The sequence below is a fragment of the Rhodocytophaga aerolata genome (genome assembly GCF_030503435.1).
Lineage (GTDB): Bacteria > Bacteroidota > Bacteroidia > Cytophagales > 172606-1 > Rhodocytophaga > Rhodocytophaga aerolata.
The window spans coordinates 1-5,425 of the sequence record NZ_JAUKPO010000100.1 but is presented as its reverse complement, the minus strand read 5'-3'; the positions used below and the strand labels follow the sequence as shown (position 1 = coordinate 5,425).

Here is a 5,425-nt window from a genome sequence, read left to right as displayed (position 1 = left end):
TAAATTTAGGTGGACCAGTTTGCCCAGAATCACCGGCCAGTTTGTTCCAGAATCACTGGACCAGTTTCACCAGAATACGCAGCTGCATGGCAGTAGAAGATTAGTTTTACAAAGATACAATCCTTTTAATCTGTCCTTGATTTACTATTGCCTACTTTTTTGTATTATTAGTTAGTTGCGCAACAAGCACACCATTCACAGACGCCCACCGGCCTGCTGACGCACAAAGCTAAGCATGAAGGCGCGGCGTCGTGTGTATTTGTTCCATTACTTGCCATGAAGGAATAAAATTATGTGTAGATACGGTATACAATATAAAAATACATTTGCCTGTTTCAAATGTCGAAAAGGGTTCAAACGACGATTAGATAGAGATTTACTATCTTCAAGTGAGCAAAGAATTGAAAGATTAAGTAAGTCTATAAAATCGATTAAAAGAGATAACAGCGAGAGTTTACTAACAAAATCTATCGTCAAATGCCCGGATTGTGGAGGGGAAACAGTCAACTTAGGAAAAGATTTACGCTTACCTACAAGAGACAAACAAGAAGAATGGTTAGCTATTGAATACTTAGCCAATAATCACTTCAACTTTTTTACTTGTGGTTGTAATGGAATAGGGTTTGTTCCACATTCTCTACAGGAAGCCTACGAGTTGATTGAACGTCGAAGAAGTAAAACAGAAGGTGAAAAGCTGTTGCAAAGATTAAATGAAAAATAGTAAGAACGGCAAGTAACGCCAGCTTCGACCGCCAACCAGCCCTTGCTCACCACAAGGCCACACCACAGTGGGACTGGTATGCGGGAAGCATTGTTACATTAGCAGCAACTAAAATATAAGCAGTTTGAGATTTATTCTACTTTACATACTTCTGCTTTTCACTGGGAATGTTTATGGACAAACACAACAGAATTTAATCGTCCATAAAAAGGAGAGGTACACCTTAATGAACACCTGTTATGACTACATTTATTGGGATGAAGTAGTCCTCAAAAATAAAAGTGTTGAAAAAAGTATAAACACAACTATTAAAAAAATCGCCTTTAAGTATAAAACAACAGCTGATGCTGAAGAAAGATGTAGTAAGGAAATACTTTATGAACCAAAATCTGAAATAGTTTACGCTAATAATGGTATAGTAAGTGTGTTTCACAGCTGTTATGAATATGTGGAAGGAGCCTTACATGGTAATCGGATTTTTGGCTCTGTAAATTTTGATAGTAACACAGGTAACCAAATCAAATTCTATGATTTGGTTAATGCCAATAAAACAAAGTATGTCAATGAACTCATCATTCAAAAGCTACAAAATAGATTTCAAGGCGAATCCTTCGACTTAGAGCACTACACAAAAAACTTGGAAGACGTAGATTTCAAGATAAATAACAATGGTATAACTATTTTGTTCAAGGGCGACAGTTATGCTACGACCATAGTCGAAGTAGTATTTACTTATGATGAGATAGAAAATTATATCAAGGACAATAGTATCTTGAAAGGGTTTTATAATACAAAATGATAAGAAAAAGAGGAGCTGCTAACACCATTCACCATCGACCACTGGCCTGCTGACACGCAAAGCTCAACTTGAAGGCTCAGCGGCGAGTGCTTTTGGTTCATTGGTTGCAATAAGGCCGGAGAAAGAGTTTAAGAAATGGCTTTATTCGTTTTAGAGCGAAAGACTACAAGGTAGTCAGGGTTACTTGCCAAGCCGAAGCGCAAAAAGGCTTTTGCAAGCTGAAAGCGAAGACAAGTAGCCAAGCTTTCTGAGATTGCTTACTGAAGAGAAGCAGAAAGCGTTTCGCTCAAAACGAATAAAAGGTGAGATTTATTGTGTGCCTTAGCTAGAGCCTGTGCTTTGTTCTCCGGCCCGTCTTTGGCAGCAAGATTAAAAGGGTGAAGGAGCCAAAGACTTATTTTTCCTTCTTTTTTTCGGTTGCTGCGGATAGCTTCCATCTACACCGACAACAACCTACGCGCTTGAGGCTCAGCACAGGGCGGACGCGCTAAGGCCAAAGCCTAAAAAAGAAGGAAAATTAAAGACAACCAACACCACGCTCAGGCCGTCAACCGGTGTGCCTTACCACAGGGCTTCACCTAGAGCACTCGGTGTGCAGGAGCGTTTGAACTATTACTTGCCAATAAGAATAAAAAAATGTGTAGATACGGGTTCATAGACTATAAAAACACTTATGCTTGTTTCAGCTGCCGAAAAGGATTTAAGCGGCGTTTAGATAGGGACATGCTTTCACAGAAAGAGTTGAGAGTTGAAAAGCAGAAAAAATTTGATAAGCTTATTTATAAGAAAGAAGTTGCAGATAAAAAGGCAAATGATACTCTGCTTGTCAAGTGCCCGGATTGCGGAGGCCAAATGGTCAACTTGGGTAAAGATCTACGGCTACCTAAAAAAGATAAACAAGAGCAATGGTTGGCTATTGAATATTTAGCCAACAATAACTTCAACTTTTTTACTTGTGGATGCGATGGAATAGGTGTTGTGCCACAGAATTTGCAGGAAGCCTACAAGTTGATGGAAGAGCGAAGAAGGAAAACAGAGGGAGAAAAATTGTTAGAAAAAATTAAATGAAAATACATAAGATCGGCAAGTAACGCCAGCTTCGACCGCCAACTAGCCCTTTCCCAACATAAGGCCACACCACAATGGGACTAGTATGCGGGAAGCATTGGCCCATTCTGTGCCATTGAAAATGAAATAATTAATACGAAGTTCTTGATGAGATTACTCTTTATTACTATTTGTCTTTCGCTATCAGTAGGAGAGTCTTTAGCGCAAAAAAAGCTTACTTCAAAAATGATAGTAGGTGAATGGAAGATAATCCACTATCCCTACATTAAAGTAGAAAATCAAGGAATTGTGCATTTACCTTTAGATCCAAAAGCAGAGTTACTTCAACCATCAGATACTCTTATTAGCTTTAATGAAAAACAGTTCTTAATAAATCAAGGAGCAAAGGAGGGAAAATATAAAATTAAAGTTGATGAGTTATCGCTTAACGGTCGTGCGTATCTATTCTTTTATGACTCAGAAGACAAGTTTCGCTTGGTCCGCATTATCAATGATGATCATAGACTTAGCTATTACCTTTATAGAATCAAATAAATATAATAACAAGGAACGGCACAGAACACCGCACTGAAAACGCCAACCAGCCTTGCCCTAGCGCAAAGCTAAACCGCAGCAGGCACGGTGTGCGTCAGTGCTTGGCTCATTGTATGCAACTAGAGAAAAGATGAGACTATTATTGATTTCTGTTTTATTCCTTCTTTCATCATTCAACCTTGACAAGAAGGAATGTAAAAAAATACAAATTGTGCCATTTGAAGGAAAGAATGGTAAATCAGATAAATTTCAATTATCCAAAGTCGTTCGCCAAAGATTTGAAGAGTTGGGCTATCAAATTATTGAAAAAGAAGCGCAATTTTCATCTGATGGAGATTGTCAGTACCTGCGTTGCCTGATTACTCATTCAGAAAATTATTGGCAATTGAAGAATGATGTTGTGGAATTGCAAATCGTTGATAAGAACGGAAAAGAAGTTAAAACATATCGAGGGCATACGGGTGAAGTAGTTATGACCTTCAAGTCAGGATATACGGCAGCTACAAATGAGGCCTTGAATCAAATTAAGACTGAAGACCTGGAAAACAAATAAAAGCTGCATACAACACCAAACCAATCCCGTTAACTTAAGGCTAAAACTTGGCACGGGTGGTATGAGCAGACAGGTTTTTCAAGCCTGGAAAAGGGAAGGTTAGCTTAGTAGGGAGGTTTCTCTACTTTTTACCCATACCTTTTCCTGCCTCTCGTATAAGAGCATATTTTCAAACATGAAATAATGGCTTATCAGAATTTTTCAGATAGCCGCTTTGTAATTAAACTCGGTTTGGTGTCTTGCATTGAGCCGACTCATTTTAGGTTTTCTTGGCCTTGGCTCCACTTCCACGATTCGTTCGATGCTCTCAAGAAAGCGGTGAATAAGAAAGGAAAGTGTTTCTACTAAACTCTTCCATCCCTTAGCGAATACGCTTTTGAGCCCTCTTTTCAAGCTTTCAAGGCTCACATTGCGGTTGATTTGGTAGAGGGATTTTCTTTTCTTGCAACGTTCTTTGAGCAAGGGTTCTGCTGCTAGCATGAGAACCGTCTGCAGATTGAACATAATAGCCACTGCCCATAGGTCCTGTTTGCAAGCCAAGGCTGAATAGCCACTAAAGATAGGAGCTTTGAACAGATTCTTGAGTTGATCAAAGCAAGTCTCTACGCCCCATCTTTTGCCATAAAGCCAAGCAAAGTCAGCTACTGTAAAGTCAGTAGATAACAAACTGGTAAGTAAGACTTCGACCTCTCCTGTGGAGAGTACCACTCTGATCAGGCGGTAAGTGATCAGGTGGTATTTAGACTTAGCAATGCCCATCTTTCGGAGTTCCCGCCAGGCATTTTCGCTAAGATTTTCAGTCACCACCAGCTCTTGGCTGGCCGTTTGAAGAAAATTCTTTACCTGATGAGAAGTCGAATGGGTTTTCATGCGAACCAGGCAGTGAGAGCCGTAGCGTTGATGTAAAAACACAAGCAGTTGACAGCCATAGTGGCGGTCATAGATGGACAGGACATCATTAGGAATTTCCTTCAAGTAGGGTGCCACCAGGCGGATTTCTTGTATGCGTTTATTTTTGAGCCACAAGCGGGCAATGAGTTTATTGAGCAGATCAAAGTAACAAAGTAGTTTAACAGAGGCCACTATGCTATGTTGATTCTTGTGTGTGCCGATGGTTTGGGTATCTGGAATGTCCGGTAGTTTGACTACTGAGCCATCGCAAGCCCACAGCCTGTATCCTTTGAAGCGTCTGATGGGGGCTGTTTGGTAAAACTGCTCGGCTAGCAGAGAGAAAAAGTCTTCAAAGAACTCTACTTTGAGTTTTCTTCTAGCTTTGATGAAAGCCACTTTGGTAGGCGGGGAAAGGCAAAGAGCGTCAAAGTATTGATTGAGTTCTACCTGCAGGCTTTTTTTAAAAGAGAAAGAATTAGAAGAAAGGTGGTGGAGAAATCTAGTTTGCGTTTGCGGGAGAAGTCCTGCGCACGCATGGTATAAGCGCAAGGATTAAAGGAGGTCTTTTGCAGGAAGCCTTTTAGCTCCTTGAAGATAGAGAGGTGAAAACTGTTCATACGAGTAAGTTTTAGGTGAACACTTCTGCTCAAGTTACCCCTATTTTTCTTAAGTTAACGGCAGTGAACACCAAACCTACGACAACCAGCCTTAACCTCGGCGCAAGGCTACAGCACAAAGAGCTTGGTTTGCGAAGGTTCTTGGCTCATTAGGCTATAACTAAAGTAAATGATAAAATATTATGTACTCTTTCTATCATTGGTTTTGCTTTCATGTCAAGCTACCCAGATAAAAAAAGAAG

General features: G+C 40.1%; 7 protein-coding genes. 5 read left to right on the top strand and 2 right to left on the bottom strand.

Annotation, left to right across the window (positions count from 1 at the left end; translation table 11 throughout):
- Window positions 1-292 precede the first annotated feature (292 nt).
- The 5 genes from Q0590_RS36510 to Q0590_RS36490 all read left to right on the top strand — a co-directional run bounded on the left by Q0590_RS36510 (window position 293) and on the right by Q0590_RS36490 (window position 3,675).
- Window positions 293-721 (top strand): hypothetical protein, encoded by a 429-nt coding sequence (locus Q0590_RS36510; protein WP_302042623.1) that lies wholly within the window; start codon window positions 293-295, stop codon window positions 719-721.
- Window positions 722-947: 226 nt separating this feature from the next.
- Window positions 948-1,520, top strand: coding sequence for a hypothetical protein (locus Q0590_RS36505; protein WP_302042622.1), 573 nt, complete (start codon window positions 948-950; stop codon window positions 1,518-1,520).
- Between the two features lie 723 nt (window positions 1,521-2,243).
- Window positions 2,244-2,588 carry a hypothetical protein gene (locus tag Q0590_RS36500; protein ID WP_302042621.1) on the top strand — a complete coding sequence of 115 codons (345 nt, stop codon included), beginning with the start codon at window positions 2,244-2,246 and terminating at the stop codon, window positions 2,586-2,588.
- A gap of 147 nt (window positions 2,589-2,735) precedes the next feature.
- Window positions 2,736-3,122, top strand: coding sequence for a hypothetical protein (locus Q0590_RS36495; RefSeq protein ID WP_302042620.1), 387 nt, complete (start codon window positions 2,736-2,738; stop codon window positions 3,120-3,122).
- Window positions 3,123-3,252: 130 nt separating this feature from the next.
- A complete protein-coding gene (locus Q0590_RS36490; RefSeq protein ID WP_302042619.1) occupies window positions 3,253-3,675 on the top strand; it encodes a hypothetical protein in 423 nt (140 codons plus the stop codon).
- Between the two features lie 201 nt (window positions 3,676-3,876).
- Here the strand turns inward: Q0590_RS36490 and Q0590_RS36485 are convergent, their stop codons facing one another.
- Window positions 3,877-5,019: an IS4 family transposase gene (locus Q0590_RS36485; protein WP_302042624.1), complete on the bottom strand. Its 1,143-nt coding sequence runs from the start codon at window positions 5,017-5,019 to the stop codon at window positions 3,877-3,879.
- On the bottom strand, window positions 5,010-5,183 hold the full coding sequence (locus Q0590_RS36480) for a hypothetical protein (protein ID WP_302042625.1): 174 nt from the start codon (window positions 5,181-5,183) through the stop codon (window positions 5,010-5,012). Before Q0590_RS36480 ends, Q0590_RS36485 begins: the two co-directional genes overlap by 10 nt.
- Between the last annotated feature and the right edge of the window lie 242 nt (window positions 5,184-5,425).